The 19,286-nt window shown below is 76.9% G+C and carries 19 protein-coding genes; 5 read left to right on the top strand and 14 right to left on the bottom strand.

Going from position 1 to position 19,286, the window contains the following annotated elements; all coding sequences use genetic code 11:
- Positions 1–50 precede the first annotated feature (50 nt).
- The 4 genes from ADEH_RS01640 to ADEH_RS01625 form a co-directional block, all read right to left on the bottom strand.
- Positions 51–1,184: a porin gene (locus ADEH_RS01640; protein ID WP_011419378.1), complete on the bottom strand. Its 1,134-nt coding sequence runs from the start codon at positions 1,182–1,184 to the stop codon at positions 51–53.
- Positions 1,185–1,207: 23 nt separating this feature from the next.
- Positions 1,208–1,987, bottom strand: coding sequence for a C-GCAxxG-C-C family protein (locus tag ADEH_RS01635; protein WP_011419377.1), 780 nt, complete (start codon positions 1,985–1,987; stop codon positions 1,208–1,210).
- A gap of 114 nt (positions 1,988–2,101) precedes the next feature.
- Entirely contained in the window at positions 2,102–2,959 is an 858-nt protein-coding gene (locus tag ADEH_RS01630; protein WP_011419376.1) for a LuxR C-terminal-related transcriptional regulator, read from the bottom strand.
- On the bottom strand, positions 2,956–3,981 hold the full coding sequence (locus tag ADEH_RS01625) for a helix-turn-helix transcriptional regulator (RefSeq protein WP_011419375.1): 1,026 nt from the start codon (positions 3,979–3,981) through the stop codon (positions 2,956–2,958). The genes ADEH_RS01630 and ADEH_RS01625 overlap by 4 nt, the downstream gene beginning before the upstream one ends.
- A gap of 405 nt (positions 3,982–4,386) precedes the next feature.
- Between ADEH_RS01625 and ADEH_RS01620 the strand changes: the two genes are divergently transcribed.
- The gene (locus tag ADEH_RS01620; protein ID WP_041453792.1) at positions 4,387–6,330 is read left to right on the top strand and encodes a BTAD domain-containing putative transcriptional regulator; all 1,944 of its coding nucleotides are present in this window, start codon (positions 4,387–4,389) and stop codon (positions 6,328–6,330) included.
- A 1-nt stretch (position 6,331) separates the two neighbouring features.
- Here the strand turns inward: ADEH_RS01620 and ADEH_RS01615 are convergent, their stop codons facing one another.
- Together ADEH_RS01615 and ADEH_RS01610 are read right to left on the bottom strand one after the other, a co-directional pair.
- On the bottom strand, positions 6,332–6,892 hold the full coding sequence (locus ADEH_RS01615; protein WP_011419373.1) for a carboxymuconolactone decarboxylase family protein: 561 nt from the start codon (positions 6,890–6,892) through the stop codon (positions 6,332–6,334).
- Positions 6,893–6,895: 3 nt separating this feature from the next.
- Entirely contained in the window at positions 6,896–7,432 is a 537-nt protein-coding gene (locus tag ADEH_RS01610) for a peroxiredoxin (RefSeq protein WP_011419372.1), read from the bottom strand.
- Positions 7,433–7,548: 116 nt separating this feature from the next.
- Here ADEH_RS01610 and ADEH_RS01605 point away from each other — a divergent pair, with 116 nt between their 5' ends.
- The gene (locus ADEH_RS01605) at positions 7,549–8,520 is read left to right on the top strand and encodes a LysR substrate-binding domain-containing protein (protein ID WP_011419371.1); all 972 of its coding nucleotides are present in this window, start codon (positions 7,549–7,551) and stop codon (positions 8,518–8,520) included.
- On the opposite strand, the gene ADEH_RS01600 is transcribed toward ADEH_RS01605, so the two are convergent.
- Together ADEH_RS01600 and ADEH_RS01595 are read right to left on the bottom strand one after the other, a co-directional pair.
- Positions 8,493–9,263 (bottom strand): hypothetical protein, encoded by a 771-nt coding sequence (locus tag ADEH_RS01600; protein ID WP_011419370.1) that lies wholly within the window; start codon positions 9,261–9,263, stop codon positions 8,493–8,495. The two genes, ADEH_RS01605 and ADEH_RS01600, sit on opposite strands and share 28 nt — an antisense overlap.
- Positions 9,264–9,312: 49 nt before the next feature.
- Positions 9,313–9,516: a 2-hydroxymuconate tautomerase family protein gene (locus tag ADEH_RS01595; protein WP_011419369.1), complete on the bottom strand. Its 204-nt coding sequence runs from the start codon at positions 9,514–9,516 to the stop codon at positions 9,313–9,315.
- 163 nt (positions 9,517–9,679) lie between these two features.
- Between ADEH_RS01595 and ADEH_RS01590 the strand changes: the two genes are divergently transcribed.
- The gene (locus ADEH_RS01590; protein WP_011419368.1) at positions 9,680–10,573 is read left to right on the top strand and encodes a transposase; all 894 of its coding nucleotides are present in this window, start codon (positions 9,680–9,682) and stop codon (positions 10,571–10,573) included.
- A gap of 14 nt (positions 10,574–10,587) precedes the next feature.
- On the opposite strand, the gene ADEH_RS01585 is transcribed toward ADEH_RS01590, so the two are convergent.
- The gene (locus ADEH_RS01585) at positions 10,588–11,781 is read right to left on the bottom strand and encodes a YbfB/YjiJ family MFS transporter (protein WP_011419367.1); all 1,194 of its coding nucleotides are present in this window, start codon (positions 11,779–11,781) and stop codon (positions 10,588–10,590) included.
- A gap of 1 nt (position 11,782) precedes the next feature.
- On the bottom strand, positions 11,783–12,766 hold the full coding sequence (locus tag ADEH_RS01580) for a DUF1028 domain-containing protein (protein WP_011419366.1): 984 nt from the start codon (positions 12,764–12,766) through the stop codon (positions 11,783–11,785).
- Positions 12,767–13,011: 245 nt separating this feature from the next.
- Here ADEH_RS01580 and ADEH_RS01575 point away from each other — a divergent pair, with 245 nt between their 5' ends.
- On the top strand, positions 13,012–13,632 hold the full coding sequence (locus ADEH_RS01575) for a nucleotidyltransferase family protein (protein ID WP_011419365.1): 621 nt from the start codon (positions 13,012–13,014) through the stop codon (positions 13,630–13,632).
- On the opposite strand, the gene ADEH_RS01570 is transcribed toward ADEH_RS01575, so the two are convergent.
- Positions 13,627–14,766, bottom strand: a complete 1,140-nt coding sequence (locus ADEH_RS01570) for a hypothetical protein (protein WP_011419364.1) — start codon at positions 14,764–14,766, stop codon at positions 13,627–13,629. The two genes, ADEH_RS01575 and ADEH_RS01570, sit on opposite strands and share 6 nt — an antisense overlap.
- Before the next feature lie 204 nt (positions 14,767–14,970).
- Here ADEH_RS01570 and ADEH_RS01565 point away from each other — a divergent pair, with 204 nt between their 5' ends.
- A complete protein-coding gene (locus ADEH_RS01565; RefSeq protein WP_041453256.1) occupies positions 14,971–15,657 on the top strand; it encodes a hypothetical protein in 687 nt (228 codons plus the stop codon).
- A gap of 18 nt (positions 15,658–15,675) precedes the next feature.
- On the opposite strand, the gene ADEH_RS01560 is transcribed toward ADEH_RS01565, so the two are convergent.
- From ADEH_RS01560 to ADEH_RS01550, 3 genes are all read right to left on the bottom strand, one after another.
- Complete coding sequence (locus tag ADEH_RS01560; RefSeq protein WP_011419362.1) at positions 15,676–16,155, bottom strand: DUF456 domain-containing protein; 480 nt, start codon at positions 16,153–16,155, stop codon at positions 15,676–15,678.
- Positions 16,156–16,234: 79 nt separating this feature from the next.
- Entirely contained in the window at positions 16,235–17,632 is a 1,398-nt protein-coding gene (locus tag ADEH_RS01555; protein WP_011419361.1) for a sigma-54-dependent transcriptional regulator, read from the bottom strand.
- Entirely contained in the window at positions 17,629–19,092 is a 1,464-nt protein-coding gene (locus ADEH_RS01550) for a sensor histidine kinase (RefSeq protein WP_041453255.1), read from the bottom strand. The genes ADEH_RS01555 and ADEH_RS01550 overlap by 4 nt, the downstream gene beginning before the upstream one ends.
- Positions 19,093–19,286 lie beyond the last annotated feature (194 nt).

Below are 19,286 nucleotides of genomic sequence, written 5' to 3'. Positions count from 1 at the left end.
GAACGACGGCGCCCGGCGGGCGGAGCGAGCCCGCCGGGGCGCCGCCGCGCCTAGAAGATCACCTGGGCGAAGAGCGTGGTGCGGTCGCCGGTGCGGCCCGCCGCGCCGGTCTGGCCCTGGTCGAGCTCGTGGTTGAGGATGAGCCGGGCGTTCACCGGGATCACGTCCACGTAGGCGCCGATGGTGTAGCGCTCGAGGCGCCCGCCGGCCGCGGTGCGGTCCGCGTCGAAGCGCTCGGCGCGGAAGATCGGGCCCAGGTTCCACGGCGTCTTGCCGTACGCGCCCGCGTACCAGCCGCGCGCGGTGCGGCTCGAGCGCGTGGCCGCGGTGATCGGCGCGGTGGTGGTGTAGCGCGACAGGTCGCGCTCCGACTGGATGAGCTCGGCGGCCGCGAAGAACCACGGCGTGTCGAGCGTCGCGTCGGCCCCGTACGTGTGGAAGTAGAAGTACGTGTCGTCGATCGGCGTGCCCACGCCGTCGAACGTGCCGTTCGCGCCGGTGGCCTGGATCTGCTGGCCGGTGCCGTACGAGCCGCCCGCCTTCAGCGTGATGGAGGGGAGCTTCAGCGTCAGCCCGGCGCGGCCCCAGAAGTTCTTCGTCTCGAGGTCGTCCTTCTTGTTCGGCCCCGCGCCGTTCACGAACGAGCCCAGCACCTCGGCCGACACCGGCCCGAGCTTCGGCGTCTGGACGAGGAGCCCCGCGCCGAGGTCGCGCGAGTCCGGGCCGCGGGCGAGCGAGCCGACCACGTACGAGGTGTTCACCCACAGGAGCTTCGTGTCCGACTCGTACTGCTCGTAGCCGAACGGCGTCTTCCACTGGCCCATGCGCACCTCCACGCCGGGCAGGGCGAACACCGAGACGTAGGCGTCCTTCAGCTTGGAGTCGGCGCCGTCGAACAGCACGCTGTAGCCGACGAGGTCGTGGACCTTGCCGCGCGCGCCGATGCGGGCGCGGCGGATCTCGAACGTGGAGGTGTCGTCGGCGCCGTTCAGCCCCTCGGTGCGCGAGTACTGGGCGTTGATGAAGCCCCAGAACGTCGGCTTCGGGGCGTTCGCGAGCGCGCCCGCGAGGGTGGGCGCCGCCTTCACCGGCGCGGGCGCCGGCTGTGCGGCGGCCGCGGCCGGATCGGCGGCGGGGGGGGTCTGTGCGAGCGAGAGTGCGAGGAGCAATGGTGTCAGCGTCATGGTGTCGTTTCTCGGGCGTCGGATCAGATGGCCGGGTGCTTGGTGCCCAGGTTGAAGTGGCACCCTCCGCACGCCATCTTGGCACGGGTGTTCTCGAGGACGCCGCCCTTCTCGTGACACGAGACGCACTCGGCGGTGGCCTTGTCCTCCAGCACCGGGAACGCCTTCCCGGCGTGCTGCGCGTTGAGGATGATGGCCGCGTGGCGCGCCACCGAGGCGGTGAGCACGCCGCAGCGCTCCTTGCGCTCGGGCGAGTAGGCCTTCTTGCCGGACGCCTTGCACCAGGCGGAGACCGACGCGTGGCAGAGCACCGAGCCCGCCACCGACTTCACGTTGGGGAACTTGGCCGACGCCGGGACCCAGTCCGGCAGCGACGCCTGCTCGTACTGGCGGAACAGCGCGTCCACCAGCGGCTCCGGCTTCGGCGACAGGAGCTGGAAGGCCGCCGCCGCGCCGTTCAGCGCGCCGCAGAGCGTGGCCCAGCCGGCGACGCCGCCCGCGCCGTAGGTGAACAGCTTCGTGGGGAACGAGGTGTACGGCGCGCCCAGCTTGTCGGCCACCTGGCCGGCGAGCGCGTCGAAGGCGCCGTACATGCAGTGGCCCTCGAGGTAGCCCTTGAACGCGCGCTCCGCGGTCGCGTCGGGATCGAGCGGCGCGTACGGCCACGGGATCGCCTGCAGCCCCTTGCCCGCGGCCGGAGGGGCCGCGCCCGCCTGCCTCGCCACCACCAGCGCCGCGCCCGCGCCCGCGGCGCCGCCCACCAGCTTGATCCAGCCCCTGCGCCCGATGCTCTCGTCTCGCATGTTCCGCTCCGTTGGTTGGGCCCCCAACTACGGGCACGCACCGTACGGGCGGACGCAGGGTCGATCAACGCGGTCCGGGGTCGCGCGGCGGAGCGTCCGGCCCCGGGCGGGAGCTCACATCAGCACACGGGCCAGATCGGCGCGCGACTCTGCGCCCAGCTTGCGGAGCAGGTTCGCCTGGTGGAACTTCACGGTGCGTAGCGTGATCCCGAGCGCCCGCCCGATGTCGGCGAGTCCCTCGCCCTGCAGCAGCCGGTTCAGCACCGCCTCCTCGCGCTCCGACAGCCCGGCCCCGCGCGCCAGGGCGCGGGCGCGGGCCTCCACCAGCCCGTGCACCGCGGCCTCGGCCAGCCGCCGGACGGTGAGGTGCACGCGCTCGGCGCCCTCCGGCGCGGCGGTGACGACCTCGTAACCAGGGGCGGGCGCGAGCGTGCGCGCGTGGACGCGCGGCCAGGTGCCGCCGCCGCGGACCGGACAGTCGGCACAGGGCTCGCTCCGGCCGTGGAGCGCCTCGTGGCAGCGGGCCGCCGGCACCGGCTCGAGCGCGGCCCCGCCGAGCGGCCTCACCCAGGCCAGCCGGCCGAACGCGCCCGGCGCGGTCTCGATGGCGTAGTCGAGCTCCCCCGCCCCGAGCCCGGGGAGATCGCCGAGCACCTCGAGGACGCGGAGCAGGGCGCCCGGCTCGCACGCCGGCTCGCACCCCGGCTCGAGCGCGACGCGCAGCCGCCGCCCCGCCGCCGTGGTCACCTCGCGCTCCACCCGGCCGTCCGCGAGGGCGGGCGCGCCGGTGAGCACCGCCGCCACCGGGCGCCCCTCCAGCGCGCGCGGCGCCGCGCCGAGCAGCCGCTCCAGGCTGGCCGTCGCCAGGCGCACCGTCCCGGCCGCGTCCACCCACGCCGCCGGCTCGCGACCGCGCTCCAGCATGGCGAGCGCGATCGCGCCCCAGTCCGGCTCGCTGCGGGCGCGGGTCACGAGGCCAGCCCCAGCAGGTCCCGCCGCGAGGACGCGCCGAGCTTCCGGAGCACGTTCGCCTGGTGGAACTTCGCGGTGCGCGGCGTGATCCCGAGCGCCGTCCCGATGTCCGCGGCCTGCCGGCCGATGAGGAGCAGCCGCAGCACCTCCTCCTCGCGCGGGGAGAGCTCGAAGCGGCGCACCAGCTCCGCCGTGCGCGCCTCCCGCACCGCCGCGAGCGCGGCGTCGTCCACCCGGCGGACCGAGATCAGCACCTCGTCGCCGGGCAGCGCCGTGGCGGTCGCCACCTGGAACCCGCCGGTCCGCGGCGCGCGCCGCACCTCCACCCGCGGCCACGCCTCGCCGCCGCCGCGCAGCGCCGGGCAGCCGGGGCACGGAGACGGCCGGCCGTGCAGCACCTCGTGGCAGCGGCGCCCCACCCGCAGCGCCGCCTCGGCGCCCGCGCCGGAGAGCGCCAGCAGGCGGCCGAAGTCCGACGCGCCCGCCGAGATCCGGTAGTCGAGGTCGCCCGCGGTGGCGCACGCCACCGGCGCCGCCGCCCGCTCCACCACCTCGTGCACGTCGATGCACAGCGCCGCCGAGGCGCCGCGGCCCACCGCCGCGAGCTCGACCTTGAGCCCGTACGTGCGGCCGCCGCGGACCGCGGTGAGCTCGGTCCGGTGCAGCGCGCCGCGGAAGGCCGCGCGAAGCAGCGCCTGGGCGCGGCCCGGCGCGTCCGCGCAGAGCAGGTCGCAGGCGCTGCGGCCCTCCAGGGAGGGCGGCTCCGCCCCGAGCAGCGCCGCGAAGGCGGCGTTCGCGAGGCGCAGCACGCCGTCGCGGTCCACCCACGCCAGCGGCCGGCGCTCGGCGCCCGCGATGGCGCGCGCCACCGCCGCCGGCGCGGGGCCGGCCGGGGCGCGTCCTGCCGACGCGGCCGCGTCCGGCGCGTCCGCCGAGATCAGCCGCAGGAGCGATCGCCGCGCGGACGTGGCGCCTTGCGCCGGCAGGGCGCGGCGCGGGTGAGCCTCGGGACTGCGGATCATGCGGTTTCCCCCCCAGGGAACGGCGCGGGCCACGGGGCCCGGCCAGTGCGGGTCATAAGACCGGGGGCGTGACCGGCGCGTGACGGGCGCCGGGAGGGGCGGGGGTGGTGTGGGGGGACCGGATGGGGCGGGAGCCGAGATGCGCCGGGCGTCGAACGACTCTGGGTGAGGTGCCGGCGGGCTGCCAACGGCTCTGGGTCAGGAGCGGGAGGCCTCGGGCGGGGCGCGGGCCCGGATGAAACGACTCCGGGTGAACACCAAACGACTCTGGGTCGGGAGGAGGAGGAGGAGAGCAGCGCCAAGGCAGCGCCGGACGCCCCCTGCTCGGGCACAGCCCCAATGGCCCGTTCGGGTCCGGCGAGACGTAGGCGAGAAACCCACGCTTCACCGCCCCAGGAAGAGATGATGCACCCCTCACCGAACTGGACCGTTCACCTGCTCGGCGCGCCCCGGCTCGCGGGGGCGACCGCGATGGTCCGGCTGGATCGCCGCACCGCGGCGCTGCTCGCGCTCCTCGCGATCGACGGTCCGCAGCCGCGCTCGCGCGCGGCGGGGCTGCTGTGGCCGGAGTCGCCGGAGAAGACGGCCCGCGCCAACCTTCGCCAGCTGCTCCGGCGGCTTCGCGAGGCCGCGGGAGGGGATCTGGTCGGCGCCGGCGACCCGCTCGAGCTCTCGCCGGCGGTGAGCGTGGACGTCCGCGGCGGGCCGCGCCCGGAGGAGGCCTGGCCGGACGGACGGCTCCTCGACGGCGTGGATCTGGAGGAGGCGCCGGAGCTGTCGGAGTGGCTGACCGGCGCGCGCCGGACGCTCGACGCCGCGCGGCTCGACGCGGCGCTCGCGGCCGCGGCCCGGCTCGAGGCGGCGGGCCGGCTCGGGGCGGCGCTCGCGGAGGTCCAGCGCGCGCTCGCGCTCGAGCCGCTCTCGGAGGAGGCGCACCGCCGCGAGATCCGGCTGCGCTACCTCGGCGGCGACCGGGCCGCGGCCCTCGCCGCGTACGAGCGCTGCCGCGCGACGCTCCGCGCCACGCTCGGGGTCGAGCCCTCGTCGGAGACGTCCCGCCTCGCGGACGAGGTGGCGCGCGGGCGGCGCGTCCCGGCCCGGCCCGCCGGCGCGGCCTCGCTTCCGCTGTCCGTGACCCGGCCGCCGGCGCTCGCCGGCCGCGAGCGCGAGTGGGCGCTCATGGAGGAGGCGTGGGCCGCCGGCAAGGGCATCGCCCTCGGCGGCGCGCCCGGCGTGGGCAAGAGCCGGCTCATGCAGGACTTCCTCTCCACGCACGCCCGCCCGCTCTTCTTCGAGGGCCGGCCCGGCGACCGCGCGGTGCCGTACGGCACGCACGCGCGCACGTTCCGCGAGACGCTCGGCGCGCTCTCCTCGGCCGGTGTGGCGCTGCCGCCGTGGGTCCGGGCGGAGCTGGCGCGGATGCTCCCCGAGCTCGGCCCGTCCCCGGGTCCGCTCGCGACCGAGGCGGACCGCGTCCGCTTCTGGAACGCGAAGCTCGAGGCGATGCGGGTCGCGTTCCGGGCCGGGTTCGACGCGCTCGGCTTCGACGACACGCAGTTCGTCGATCCGGCCAGCGCCGCGGCGGGGACCTACGTCCTGGAGCAGCTCCTGCGCGACACCGAGACGCCGCTCCGGACCGTGCACTGCTTCCGGACGGCGGAGATGCCGCCGGACGTGCTCGCGCACATCCGGGCGCTCGCCGAGGCGGGCCGCGCGCTGTACCTCGAGCTCGAGCCGCTGGCGGACGACGCGGTGGAGGAGCTGGTGCGCAGCCTGGACGTGCCCGGGATCGAGCGGGTGGCGGCCGAGGTGGCCCGGTACGCCGGCGGGAGCCCGCTGTTCGCGCTCGAGACCGTGAAGCACCTGGTGGAGACCGGCGCGGTCGAGCGCGGGATCCCGGATCGCACGCCGCCGCGCCTGGAGGCGCTGCTGCGCGCGCGCTTCGAGCGGCTCTCCGCGCCGGCGCTGCAGCTCGCGCGGGCGCTCGGGGTGCTCGGCACCGACTTCACGCTGGAGCGCGCGGCCGCCGTGGTGGAGGCGCGCGCGATGGACGTGGCGGTGGGGTGGAGCGAGCTCGAGGCGGCGCAGCTCGTCCGCGGCACCGCCTTCGGCCACGACCTGCTCGCCGAGGCGGTGGTGGCCGCCACCCCGGCGCCGCTGCGGAGCTTCCTGCACCGCCGCGCCGCCGAGGTGCTCGCCGCGACCGACGGCGCGCCGGGCCGGATCGCGGCGCACTGGGAGCGCGCCGGCGATCCGATCCGGGCGGACGCCTGCCGTCGGGAGGCCGAGTCCGCCGCCCGCACCACCCTGCTCGCGACGGAGGCGGCGGGGTACTTCCGGGCCGCCTAGGCTACCCGGCCGCGGCCGCCGCGGACGGGGCCGCGGCGTGCCCGGCGAGCTCGAGCGCCACCGCCGCCGCGTGCACCACCGCGGCGATCCGGACGGCGTCGTGGACCTGGTCCTCGGACACGCCGCCGCCGACCACCACCTGCTCGTGCGAGCGTACGCAGGTCTCGCACCCGTTCACCGCGCTCACCGCGAGCGCGAACAGCTCGAAGTCCAGCTTGCTCGCGGCCGGCTTCACGAGCCGGTTCATGCGCAGGCGCGCCGGCTTCTCCGAGTACGACGGCTTCCCGACCATGTGCCGGAACCGGTAGTACACGTTGTTCATCGCCATCACGGCCGCGGCCGCGAGCGCGTCCTCCACCACGGCGGGCTCGACCTCCGCCCGCGCGTCGGCCAGGATCGCCGCGAGCAGCCGCTCGTTGCGGGCCGCCGCGGCGGTCGCCACCGCCACGCCCCAGCGCTGCGCCGGCGTGAGCGGCCCCGGCTGCAGCACCGCCTGCAGGTTCAGCTTGATGTCCCGGGCCGGCTCGGGGAGCGCCTCCCGGATCGCGTCGAGGGCCGCCATGGCTCAGGCCACCTGGAGCGTGGACTCGCCCTTCTTCCAGTTGCAGGGGCAGAGCTCGTCGGTCTGCAGGGCGTCGAGCGTGCGGAGCACCTCGTCCACGTTCCGCCCGACCGAGAGGTCGTTCACCGAGACGTGCCGGATGACGCCCTCCGGATCGACGATGAACGTCGCGCGGAGCGCCACGCCGTCCCGGTGCAGCACGCCGAGCGCGCCGGAGAGCTCGCGCCGGGTGTCGGCGAGCATGGGGAACGGCAGGTTCTTCAGGTCCGGGTGGCTCTTCCGCCAGGCCAGGTGGACGTAGTGGGTGTCGATGCTCGCCCCGAGCACCTGCGTGTCGCGGTCCTGGAACTCGCCGTTCCGGCGGCCGAACTCCGCGATCTCGGTCGGGCAGATGAAGGTGAAGTCCATCGGCCAGAGGAAGACCACCTTCCACTTGCCCGGGTGGCTCGCCTGCGTGATCGTCTCGAACTCGTTGCCGCTCTCCAGGCTGGTGACGGCCTGCAGCGAGAACTCGGGGAAGCGGTCGCCCACGGTCAGCATCGGTGTCTCTCCTCGTCGAATCGGTTCGGGCGCGGCGTCCATCGCCGCGACGGGAGACAAGATGGCCGGGGCGTGCTGATTGAGCCATTACATCGTTTCGATTAGATTGTTAGTCCATGGCTATCACCCGCCTGCCCCCGCACCCCTTCTCGTTGCGGCAGCTGCAGTACGCGATCGCGGTCGCGGACACGCTCTCGTTCCGCCGCGCGGCCGAGCGCTGCCGCGTGGCCCAGCCCTCGCTCTCCACGCAGGTCGCGCAGCTCGAGTCGGCGCTCGGCGTCCGCCTGTTCGAGCGCGACCGCCGCCGCGTGCTCGTCACCGGCGCCGGCCGGCCGCTGCTCGAGCTGATGCGCCGGCTGCTGCTCCAGGCGGACGACCTCCAGGAGGCGGCGCGGCAGGCCGGCGATCCGCTCGCCGGGGCGCTGCGGGTCGGGGTCATCCCCACCATCTCGCCCTACCTGCTGCCGGCGATCGCGCCCGCCCTGCGCGACGCGTACCCGGCGCTCCGCCTCACCTGGCTCGAGGACCGGACCGCCGAGCTGGTCCGCAGCCTCCACGCCGGCACGCTCGACGCGGCCCTGCTCGCGGTCGAGGCGGAGCTCGGCGACGTCGAGGTGGCGCCGGTGGCCCGCGACGCGTTCGTGCTCGCCACGCCCCCGGGCCACCCGCTCGGCGCGGCGCGGGGCCCGGCCTCGGCGGCCGAGCTGCGCGACGCGAGCGTGCTGCTGCTCGAGGACGGGCACTGCCTGCGCGAGCAGGCGCTGGCGTTCTGCTCGCGCGCGCGCACCCGCGAGCTGGAGTACCGGGCGACCAGCCTCTCGACGCTCGCGCAGATGGTGGCGGGCGGGGCGGGCGTGACGTTGCTGCCCGAGCTGGCGGTGCCGACCGAGACCCGGCGGGCGGACCTCCGCCTGCGCCCGTTCGCCGACCCGGCGCCGTTCCGGACGATCGCGCTGGTGTGGCGCCGCAGCTCGCCCATCGCCGAGGCGCTGCGGCGGCTCGCCGGCACCGTGAAGACGGCGTACCCGGCGCCCGCGGGCCGGCCGGCGGGGCCGGAGCGTCAGCGCCCGCGCGCGCCGCGCGCGTGAGGTCCAGGACCGCGTCCGGCGCCGCCGGCGCGGGGCGGGGTGACCGGCCTGCGCGCGCCGCCCTGGGCCGGCGCGGTCGCGAGGAACACCACGTGGCGCACGCCGCCGCCGCCCTGCGTCGCACGCCCGCGCGCCGGGACGGTCACCGATCGCGCCTCCAGGCCGGCGCGCTCGAGCCGCGACAGGTACCGCTCGTCCGGCCCCGCCGACCAGACCGCGAGCGTGCCGCCCTGGCGCAGCGCCGCCCGGCACGCGTGGACCCCCGCGTCGCCGTAGAGCCGGTGGTTGCCGGCGTGCGCGAGCGCGGACGGGCCGTTGTCCACGTCGAGGAGGATCGCGTCGTACGCCCCGCGCGCCTCGGAGATGCGGGCGAGCACGTCGCCGTGCTGGACGCGCACGCGCGGGTCCTCGAGCGGTCGGCCGGCGAGGTCCGCCACCGGACCGCGGTTCCAGGCGGCGAGCTCCGGGAGCAGCTCGGCGACGACGACCTTCGCGTCGGGCGGCAGCCGGTCGAGCAGCGCACGGAGCGTGAACCCGAGCCCCAGGCCTCCGAGCAGCACCGCGCGCGGGCGGGCGCAGCGTTCGAGCGCGAGCGCGGCGAGCGCCTCCTCGGACCCGTGGGCGCGCGAGGACATGAGGACGTGGCCCGCGGCGCGGACCACCCATTCGCCCCCGCGGCGCGCGAGCACGAGCTCGGTCCCGTCCGGCGCGTGGGCGCGTTCGACCGTCTCCCAGGGTTGCATGGCTGGAATTCCTCGCGGCGCGTGACCGGCGGATGCGCCGCCGCGCGCGTCAGCTCCCGCGCTTGCGGCGGACCGTGACCGACTCCCCGCCGATGCCCCAGTTGTCGGTGTCCACCTCGTCGATGACCACGACGGTGGTGGAGGGGTTCTTCCCGAGCTCGTCCCGGAGCAGCTCGGTCACCTTGCGGATGAGGGTGGCCTTCTGCTCCGCGGTCGCGCCCTCGCGGGTGATCTTGATGTTGACGTACGGCATCCGTGCCTCCTCGCCTCGCGCCCCCGACCCCGCCTCTCCCCGCTCTCCCCGACCCAGAGTAATGCGTTTCGGCCGGTGCGTCCGCGATTCGGACGGTCGCCAGCCGCAAGCAGGCGAACCGGGCGCCCTTTTCGCCGGCACGGCGTGTGCCTCGGGGCGAGGCATGACCGCTCCGCGCCAGGTTCTCTCCGGTGTCACCTACCACGTCACGCGCCGCTGCGCGCAGCGCGACCTGCTCCTGCGTCCGTCGGAGCTCGTGAACGAGACCTTCCTGTACGTGCTCGGGGTCGCCCTCCGACGCTACGGGCTGCTCCTGCACGGCTTCTGCGTGCTCTCCAACCACTTCCACCTGGTGCTGACCGACCCCGGCGCGCGCCTGCCCGCGTTCGAGCAGTACCTCGATTCCCTGGTGGCGCGGTCGATCAACGCGGCGCTGGGCCGCTGGGAGGCGTTCTGGGCCTCCGGCAGCTACAGCGCGGTGGCGCTCGCGACGCCGGACGACGTGGTCGACACCCTCGCCTACGCGCTCGCGAACCCCGTGTCGGCGGGGCTGGTCTCGAGGGGGTCGGAGTGGCCAGGGCTCTGGTCGTCGCCCGAGCGGATCGGTGCCGGCCCCATCGTCGCGAGGCGGCCGGAGCACTTCTTCCGTCGCAACGGCAGCATGCCGGAGTCGGTCGAGCTCGAGCTCACGCTGCCGCCCGGCTTCGACGACGTGGTGCAGTTCCGGGATCGCCTCGTCGATGCGAGCACCCGGCGCGAGCTCGTCGCCACCGAGCGCTTGAAGGCCGAAGGGCGGACCTTCCTCGGCGTGCGCCGCGTGCTCGCGCAGAGCCCGAACGCGCGCCCCGCGACCGTGGCGCCGCGCCGCGGCCCGAAGCCGAGGGTGGGCGCGCGCGACAAGTGGAAGCGGATCGAGGCGCTCGGGCGGCTCCGGACCTTCCTCGACGACTACCGCGAGGCGCTGAAGGCCTTGCGCGCCGGGCTGCGCGACGTGGTCTTCCCGAGCGGCACGTACCGGCTCCGCGTGGCACACGGCGTGCGCTGCGCGCCCGGGTAACGCCTCGCGCGAGGTCAGCGTCCCCGATCCGGAGCCGGGGCCATCACGGACGGACGCGAGGGCATGAGGAGGACGACCGCGCCGAGGGCGACCGCGGCGGCGGCGCCGAGCACGGCGGGCCTCGGATCGCCGAGGTGCTGCGCGACGGCTCCGGCGGCCAGCGGGCCGACGATCTGGCCGACGCCGTAGATGGCGGTGAGCGTTCCCACGGCGCGCCCGAGCGCGTTCGGCCGGATCTCGCGCGCGGCCGCCACCGTCAGCGTGGTGATCCCGATGAACGTTCCGCCGAACAGCGCCGCGCCCGCGAGGGCGGCCCAGGCGGCCGAGGACAGCGACGGCAGCGCCATGCCCGCCGCCTGGACGAGGTGCGCCGCGACCAGCGCGGACCGAACGCCGACCCGGCGCCCGAACGACGCCCAGAGCAGCGCGGACGGGGCGGCCGCGAGGCCCGCCATGGCCCACGTCCACGGCGCGAGCGCCTCCAGCCCGGGCGTCCGCCGGACCGCCGCCACCGCGAACGTCCCGCTCACGATGTAGCCGAGCCCCTCGAGGAAGTACGCGGTCGCAAGCCGCCCGAAGCCGACCGCTGGGCGGCCCCTCCCGCTCGCGACCGCCGCTCCTCCCGACCCCGCTCCTCCCGACCCAGAGTCGTGCGCGAGCGGCGCGGACAGATCCCTCCACCCCGGCACCGCCAGCGCAGCCGCCGCGCCCCCCAGCACCCACCACGGGATGCGCCAACCCCCGGCAGGGGGCGCCACCGCCGCGACCACGGCCGCGAGCGCGATCCCGACCCCCACCCCGCCGTAAAGTACTCCGGGTCGGGGAAGGTGGCCGGGGGCGACCTCGAGCGCGGCGGCGGACGCGAGCACGAACACGAGCCCGCTCGCGACGCCGGAGCCGAAGCGCACGGCGGCCCACCCCATCTCGGAGCCGACCGCGGTGACGGCCGCGGTGAGCACGGCGGTCGCCGCCAGGCCGAGCCGCAGCGCCGCGCCGCGCCGCGCGCTCCCGGCGAGGCGCCGCGCCCAGAGCACGCCGGCGAGGTAGCCGACCAGGTTGGCCGACGCGATGGCCCCGCCGGCGGCGTCGTCGAACCCGAGCCCGCGCTGCACGCCGGGCAGGAGCGCGGTGTACGCGAACCGTCCGATCCCCATCGCGGCGGCGAGGGCGAGCGCGCCGGCGAGCGCGCGGCGTGCGGCGGCGCCCAAGCTACCGGACCAGCTTCTCGAACGCTGCGTCGCCGCGCAGGGCGGCCAGGTCGGCGTCGGTGCGCGCCTGCGCACCGAGCTTCGGGTTCGCCGCGAGCGCCCGGCGCAGGGCCTCCAGCGCCCCCGCCCGCTGCCCGGCGGCGAGCCGGATCACCGCGAGGTCGTACAGCACCTCCCCGTTCGCCGGCGCCCGGGCCGCGGCGCGTTCCTGCGCGGCGAGCGCCGCCGGGAGCTGCTTGCGCCGGAACGCGGTCCACCCCTCGTTCCACGCGGCGTTCATCTGCGCGTAGTCGAGCAGCCGCTTCAGCTCCTCGAACGGCCTGGGGTGGTCGTCCACCCGCACGTCGATCTCGCGATCGTCGAACCCGCCGTACCCGGCGCCCTCCTTCACCACCAGCAGGGCCGCCGACTGCCGTCCCCGCGAGTCGCCCCCGGCCGCGTCCCCGGCGGCGAGCGCGGCGTACAGGCGGTCGGCGAGCGAACCCTTCCCGCCGACGAACGCGCGCTCCATCGCCGCCACCACCGCCTCGCCGGTCAGGATGTTCCCCTGGATCGCGTAGTCGGGCCCGCTCCGCCCGCCCGCCCATGCGTTCGTGCCCTTGCCGGTGTACGTCGCCGACGCGCCGGCCGCCGAGACGATCCCGACCTGCCGCAGGTCGCGCTCCGGATCCGATCGCAGCAGGATCCCGAGCGTCTCGGCGGGCGTGGCGCCCTTCGCGAGCAGGTCCAGGCCGCGCGGGCCGTAGCTCGTGTTGCAGAACGCTTGCGTGGCCACCGCCCCGACGCCGGCTTTGGCCCACGGCACCACCGTGCCCACCGCGAAGAAGCGCGACGCCACCGCCACGCCGAGCTCGCCGGTGGCGGGATCGCGAGCGGCGATCGAGAAGGTGGCGACGGGCTCGCGCGGCGTGCCGCCGACGGCGGTGCCGGCGGCGAGCGCGCAGGCGAGCGCGAGGAGGAGGCGGCAGGCGGGCAGGTGGGACATCCGATCCCTCCGGCGGTGGAGCCGCCGACGCTAGCATCCCGCCCCACCGGGCGCACGCGCGGGCGGGCGCACGCGCCGCGAGGACGCGTTCCCAGGTGGGGCCGGCGTCGATTCGAACGGCCGCGCGGCCTCGGCGGCGACAAGAGATCGCGCCGCACCATGTCCTCGCCCCACCCCCACGCTCTGCGTCCCTACCCCGGTCGTCCCTCCGCCGCGCCCCGTCGATCCCCGGCGCCGGATCGCCCGTGACCGAGACCGCCGAGACGCTGGGCTTCGGCGGGCTGGTCCTCGCCGCGGGGCCCTCGGTCCGCATGGGCGAGCCGAAGCAGCTGCTCCTCTGGCGCGGCGAGCCGCTCGTGCACCGGGCCGCGCGCGCGGCGGTCGAGGCCGGGCTGTGGCCGGTGGTGGTGGTGGTGGGCGCGTGCGCGGAGGAGGTCCGCGCGGCGCTCGCCGGCCTGCCGGTCGCGACGGTCCTGAACCGGGACCACGCCGCCGGGGTCTCGGGCTCGCTGCGGCGCGGGCTGTCCCGGCTCGGCGAGTGCGCGCCGTCGCTGGCCGGCGCGGTGATCCTCGCCTGCGATCAGCCGGGCGTGGACGCGGCCCACGTGGCGGCGCTCGCCGGCGCGCTCCGCGTCACCGGGCGGCCGGTGGCCGCCTCGGCCGACGGCGGCGCGCTCATGGTGCCGGCGCTCTTCTCCGCCGCGCTCTTCCCCGAGCTGCGCGCGCTCGACGGCGACGAGGGCGCGGAGCGCCTCCTGTCCCGCGATCCGGCCCGCGTCGCGCCGGTGCCGCTCGCGCACGGCGGGTGCCACGTGGACACGCCGGAGGACTGGCGGCGCGCCCGCCTCATGGGCGGCGGCTCATAGCCGTCGGGTCCAGGCCACCCCGAGCGCCAGGTCGGGCGCGTTCGAGTCGTAGAACCAGGCCTGCCCGCCCTCGCGCGCGTCGCGCGCGTGCCGCGTGCCGGGCGTGAAGTCCTCCGAGAAGTAGACGGTCACCTCGCCCGCGCGCAGGCCCGCCGAGATCTGGTCGTGCGCACGGAACAGCGCGTACCAGGCGCTCGCCTGCGGGCGCTCCACCTCCGGCGAGAGCGTCCAGCGGTGGCTGCCGAGCGAGGGCGCGAGGAGCCGGTCCTCCAGGATCAGCGCGAGGTGATCCCCGAGGCGCGCCACGAGCGACGCCTCGATCCCGGCCTGCAGCGGGCGCGGCCGCAGCGCGGCGCCGCGGGGCAACGGGCCGACCGCGCGGAGCGAGGCCATCCCGTGCCCGGTGAGCCAGCGCGCCGGCGTCCAGGTCGCCGCGAGGCCCAGGCCGAGGTCCGGCGAGCCCGAGCCGCCCAGCCGCGACGGGGCGCCGGTGGGGAGCTTCACGTCGAGGCGCAGCGCGAGCGCCAGCCGCCCCGGGCCGCCGGCGCCGTCGCCCGCGATCCGCAGGGCCGTCCGCACCGCCACGTCACCGAGCGCGGTGCGCGGCCCCGCGACGGCGATGCCCCGTCCGTCGTCCCGCCCGAGCCGCACGTCCACCACGTCGCGCGACCACGCCTCGCGCTGGAAGTTCCAGCTCCCCACCAGGCCGTGCCACGCCTCGATGGGCCGGTCGGTCCAGCCTCCCCACGTCCGCAGCAGGCGCGCCTCCACGCGCGTGCCGAGGCGCTCGGCGACGGCGCCGACCCAGGCGCGCCGCCACGGGAGCGCGACCGACGCCTGCAGCACGTCGGTCTGGGCGTCGAGCCGGACCATTACCCGGTCGCCGCCGCGCTCGAGCACCGTGGGCACGGACCAGGCGTTCGCGGCGACCCAGCGGACGTCCACGATGGGTGAGGGCACCCCGCGCGCGTCCTCGAGCGGCATGTCGAGCGACAGCCCGCGCAGCGGTCCGGGCGTCCAGGCGCCCAGCGGCGCGTCCGGCGCCAGGGCCGCCGCGCCGGCCGGTGCGAGCGCCGCCAGGAGCGACGCGAGCGCGGCCGCGCGGAGGCGCGCGAGGCGTGGGCGGCGCGGCATGGGCCGGAGATGGTAGCCGAGCCGGCGCCGCCGGCGCGGTGCCGCGCGCGGATGGCACGCCGGGTCGCACCCGTCGGCGCGAGCCCGTCCCCCGCCCCCGTGTCAGGGCGGGCCGAAGGAGGCGTGCTAACGTGCCCCCCGTCGCGCGGTGGCCTCGCCGCGCAGCGGCGCTCCCGGCCCGGGACGCCGCACTGGGGGGAGGCAATGATCGGCTCGCGTGTCGCCGTCCTCGCGTCCGTGCTCGCCGCCGCGCTCGCCTGCGAGCGCGCCGCGCCGCGGCCCGGCCCATCCGCCGCCTCGGTGGCGCCGGCCGCCGCGCCGCGCGCGCCGGCGCCACCGCGCGAGCTCGACGCCCGCGCGGTCACCGACCGTCACGTGGTGCTGCGCTGGCAGCCCGCGGCTGGCGCGGCCGCCTACGAGGTCCTCGTCGGAGATCGCGTGCTCCCCGCCGACGCGCCGCCGCTCGACGATCGCGGGGTGGGCCCCGCCCGCGCCTACTGCTACGCGGTGCGCGCGGTGGACGCCGCCGGGAACCGCTCGCCGGCCACGCCGGCGGCGTGCGTGCGGACGCCCGACCTGGTCGCGCCCACCGCCCCCGGCGCGCCGGCAGCGAGCGCCCAGGGAACCGAGAGCGCGGTGATCTCCTGGTCGCCGTCGCACGACGACGTCGCGGTGGCGGGCTACGAGCTCCTGCGCGACGGCGCGGTGGTGGCGCGCGCGAGCGCCGGCGTGACGCACGCGTTGGAGGCGGGGCTCGCGCCGGGGCGGGAGCACTGCTGGTCCGTGCGCGCCCGCGACGCCGCCGGCAACGCCTCGGCCGCGGCAGGCCCGGCGTGCGCGCACACCGCGGACGCGCCCCCGGCCCGGCGGTTCCCCGCGCCCGCGCCGTGATGCGCCGGGAGCGCGCGGCTACCAGATGAGCGCGAGCGCCACGGCGCCGACCACGGCGAACGCGAGCGCCACCTTGACGGCGCTCCCCAGCACGAAGCCGAGGAACGCGCCCGCGCCCGCCTTCAGCGCCCGCTTCACGTCGGGGTTCCGCGCGTACTCGAACGCGATCGCGCCCACGGCGGGCCCGAGCACGATCCCGGGCAGCCCGAGGAAGAAGCCCACCAGCAGCCCCACGCCCGCGCCGGCCACCGCCCAGCCCGACGCGCCGAACGCCTTCGCGCCGAGCACGCTCGCGAGCCAGTCCACGGCCCAGATCGCGACCGAGAGCACCGCCGCGACCGCCACGGTGCCCCAGCCCACGCGCTGGAAGTCCCCGGCCCAGGCCACCAGCACGGCGCCCGCCACGAGCAGCAGCGACCCCGGCAGCACCGGCAGGACCACGCCGGCCACGCCGGCGACGAGCGCGGCGGCGCCGAGCGCGTAGAGCAGGATCTCCATCGCCACCTCCGCCCCCGGTATGCCGCGCCGCGGCCCCGCCGTCCACCGGCACGGCCGCGCGGTGCGCCCGGAGGACTCGCTACTTGAAGTCGTCGGAGCGGAGCCCGTACCGGCGCAGCAGCCGGTGGAGGCTCTCGCGCTCCATGCCGGCGCGCTCGGCGGCGCGGGTCACGTTCCCGCCGAACTCGGCCAGCAGCGCCACCAGGTACTCGCGCGAGGTGCGGTCGCGCGCCTCGGCGACCGCCTCCTTGTACGGGAGCTTCGCGAGGTCCGCCGGCTCCGGCCCGGCCGGCGCCGCGCCGGCCACCTCGGCCGGGAGGTCGGCCACCCGGACGCGGTCGCCCGAGGACACCGCCACGGCCCGCTCGACCGCGTTCTCGAGCTCGCGCACGTTTCCCGGCCACGGGTAGCCCGCCAGCCGCCGCAGCGCCTCCGGCTCGAACCCGCCGGCCAGCTCGCGCCGCAGCGCCCGCGCGTGCTTGGCGAGGAAGTGCTGCGCGAGGAGCGGCACGTCCTCGGCCCGCTCGCGGAGCGGCGGGAGCGTCACCGGGAACACGTGCAGCCGGTAGAACAGGTCCTCGCGGAAGCGGCCGGCCCGCACCTCCTCGCGGAGATCGCGGTGCGTGGCGGCGATGACGCGCACGTCCACCTTGAGCGGCTGCGTGTCGCCCACCCGGCGGATCTCCCGCTCCTGCAGCGCCCGGTTCAGCTTCACCTGCGCCGGGAGCGGCAGCTCGCCGACCTCGTCGAGGAACAGCGACCCGCCCTGCGCCTCCTCGAACAGGCCGGCCTTCGCCGCGGCGGCGCCGGTGAACGCGCCGCGCGCGTGCCCGAACAGCTCGCTCTCCACCAGGTCGGCCGGCAGCGCCCCGCAGTTCACCGGCACGAAGCGCCGCTCGCGGCGGGCCGAGTGGTAGTGGATGGCGCGGGCCGCCAGCTCCTTCCCGGTCCCGGTCTCGCCCAGCAAGAGCACGGTGATGTCGAGCCCGGCCGCCTTGTCGAGGAGCCCGTACACGGCGCGCATGCGCGCGCTGCGGCCCACCAGGTTGTGAAAGGACGACGGCTCGCCGGCGCCGTCGCCGTCGCGCCGGGCCGCGTCGGCGATGCGCTTCTGCTCGGCCGCGCGCGCCACCACCGCCAGCGCCGCGTCGGGGTCGAACGGCTTCTCGAGGTAGTCGAACGCGCCCATGCGCATGGCCCGCACCGCGTCCGGGATGGTGGCGTAGCCGGTCATCATCACCACCTCGGTGTCGGGCGCGCGCGCCTTCACCGCGCCGAGCAGCTCGAAGCCGTCCGCGCCCGGCATGCGGATGTCGGTGACCACCACGTCGTACGCGCGGGTGGCGACGAGCGACAGCGCGCGGGCGCCGTCCTCCGCCTCCTCCACCGCGTAGCCGTCCGCGAGGATCTTCGCGAGCAGCTTGCGCATGTTCTCCTTGTCGTCCGCCACCAGCACGCGCACCGGCCCGCCCGTCATGGCTTCGCTCCTCCCGCGGCTCGCCGCCGGACCGCCCCGGGCAGCGTGAGCGCGAAGCAGGCGCCGCCCTCCGCGGCGGCCGCCACCGCCAGCTCGCCGCCGTGGGCGCGCGCGATGGCGCGCGAGACCGCGAGCCCCAGCCCCGTGCCGCCCGGCTTGGTGGTGAAGAACGGCTCGAACATCTTCCCGCGGGCCGCCGCGGGGATGCCGGGGCCGGAGTCCTGCACGGTCAGCTCGGCCACGCCCTCGCGCTCGCGGAGCCGCACCGCCACGCGCCCACCCGGCCCGGCGGCCTCGCCGGCGTTCCGCACCAGGTTCACGAGCACCTGCCGCAGCTTCTCGGCGTGGCCGGGCGCGGTCGCCGCCCCCTCCACCTCGGCCGACACGCCGTCCAGGAGCCGCGCCTCGCGCAGCCGCGCCACCACGTCCTCCGCGAGCGCGCGCAGGTCCACCTGCTCCGAGGGCGGCGGGAGCGGCCGGGAGAGGTCGAGCAGCCCGTCCACGATGTGCTTGGCGCGGAGCGCCTCCTCCTCCACCACCGCCAGGTCCTCGGCGAGCGTGCCGTCCGCCTTCTTCCGCAGGAGCTTCGCGTACCCGAGGATCACGCCGAGCGGGTTGTTGATCTCGTGGGCCACGCCGGCGGCCAGCCGGCCGATGCCGGCCAGCTTCTCGGAGCGGACGAGCTGCTCCTGGTGATCGCGCAGCGCCGCGGTCATCTCGTTCCAGCGCCGCGCCAGCGAGACCAGCTCCGGCGCGCCGCGCACCTCGATGCGCGTCTCGAGGTCGCCCTCCGCGATCCGGGCCGCGCCCGCCTGGAGCTGGGCGACCGGCACCGCGATGGACCGCCCGATGGCGAGGCTCACCGCCGCGGCCACCAGCGGGGCCGCCACCAGGATCGCCACCAGCACCGCCAGCGTGCGCCGCTCCGCCTGGTCGGCCCCGGCGCGCGCCTGGGCGATCTGCGCCTCGAACCGCGAGACCAGCTCCTGCGTGAGGTCCTGGATGTGCGTCACCACGAGCTGCGCCCGCCCGTGCTCCTCCTGCACGCTCTGGCGCTCGCCGCGGAGCACCGCGGGCACGATCGAGTCGCGGAAGATGCGGTCGAGCCGCCCGCTCTCGGACTCGATCCGGTCCACGAGCGAGCGCTCCTCGGGGCGGTCGGCGGCCTCGCGGAGCGCGCGGGTGAGGCGCAGCACGGTGTCGCGCGCGTCGGCGTAGAAGCCGAGGTGGCTGGCGTCGCCGATGATGATGGTGTGGGCCTGGTGGGCGTACTGGTCGCGCACGGCGCTCGCGAGCTCGAGGGAGAGGCGCACCCCCTCCTCGCGCCGCATGGTCTCGGCGATGCCGCGGTGGATGCGGGCGGAGCCGATGATCGCCGCGGCGGACGCGATGGCGAGCAGGAGGACGAGCGCCCCGAGCCCGAGGGCGAGCCGCTTGGCGGTACCGGTGGCGTGCATCATCGCGGAGGTCTCTCGCCCTGCAGGATCCGAACCGGCGGTTGCTGCGCAGCCTTCCGGGCGCCGCGGGCGACGGCGGCCACCGCAGCCGTGACCGCCCCGGTCACAGTGTAGCGGACGGCGGCACCTCGCGCCCGGCCGCAGACGGCGGATCCCGGGCACTTCGCCGCCTTCGCGGGCCGGCACGCCCCATGCTG

It is taken from the genome of Anaeromyxobacter dehalogenans 2CP-C (assembly GCF_000013385.1).
In the GTDB taxonomy this organism is placed as follows: Bacteria; Myxococcota; Myxococcia; order Myxococcales; family Anaeromyxobacteraceae; genus Anaeromyxobacter; species Anaeromyxobacter dehalogenans_B.
The sequence above is the reverse complement of the archived record's forward strand: the minus strand, read 5'-3'. Positions and strand labels throughout refer to the sequence as shown.